The organism is Vibrio sp. 2130-1 (genome assembly GCF_033339515.1).
The window spans coordinates 1-622 of the sequence record NZ_JAWOUT010000427.1 but is presented as its reverse complement, the minus strand read 5'-3'; the positions used below and the strand labels follow the sequence as shown (position 1 = coordinate 622).

Annotated in this window: 1 protein-coding gene; it reads right to left on the bottom strand. The window is 49.4% G+C overall.

Translation table 11 applies throughout. From position 1 onward, the window contains the following. A partial coding sequence (locus R7Q09_RS26640) for an inorganic phosphate transporter (RefSeq protein ID WP_318144007.1) occupies nucleotides 1–622 on the bottom strand: 622 nt, incomplete at both ends.

Here is a 622-nt window from a genome sequence, read left to right as displayed (position 1 = left end):
AACATCGCTTGAATGCCGTAGAAGAATACGACAGCCAATAGTGCACCTGCTGGTAGCGTAACAATCCATGAAGCCACGATGTTACGTACTACACCTAGGTTTAGCGCCGCGATACCACGTGCAAAACCTACACCTAGAACCGCACCAACCAGTGTTTGAGTGGTAGAGATTGGCAGACCAGTACCTGATGCCAATACAACCGTACATGCAGTTGCAAGCTGAGCAGCAAAACCACGGCTTGGTGTTAGTTCAGTGATGCCTGTACCAACGGTTGCCATTACTTTGTGGCCCATTGTTGCAAGACCGACAACAATACCGATACCGCCCAATGGAAGAATCCACCATGCGATAGTGCTTTTCGCTGTAACCTCACCCATATGTTCAACAGTCGATACTACTGCAGAAAGAGGGCCAATCGCGTTTGCTACGTCGTTTGAGCCGTGAGCAAATGCCATCGCACAAGCTGTGATTACCATTAGAACGCTGAAGATACCTTCTACGCCAGCAAAGCTGCGGTCTTCTTCACGGTTAGCGAATTTTTTCTGAATGTAGAAGTAGCCGCCAGCCATAACAAGTGCAGATACCGCTACTGCCCACATCCACGCTTCGCCGTTAGTCAGGT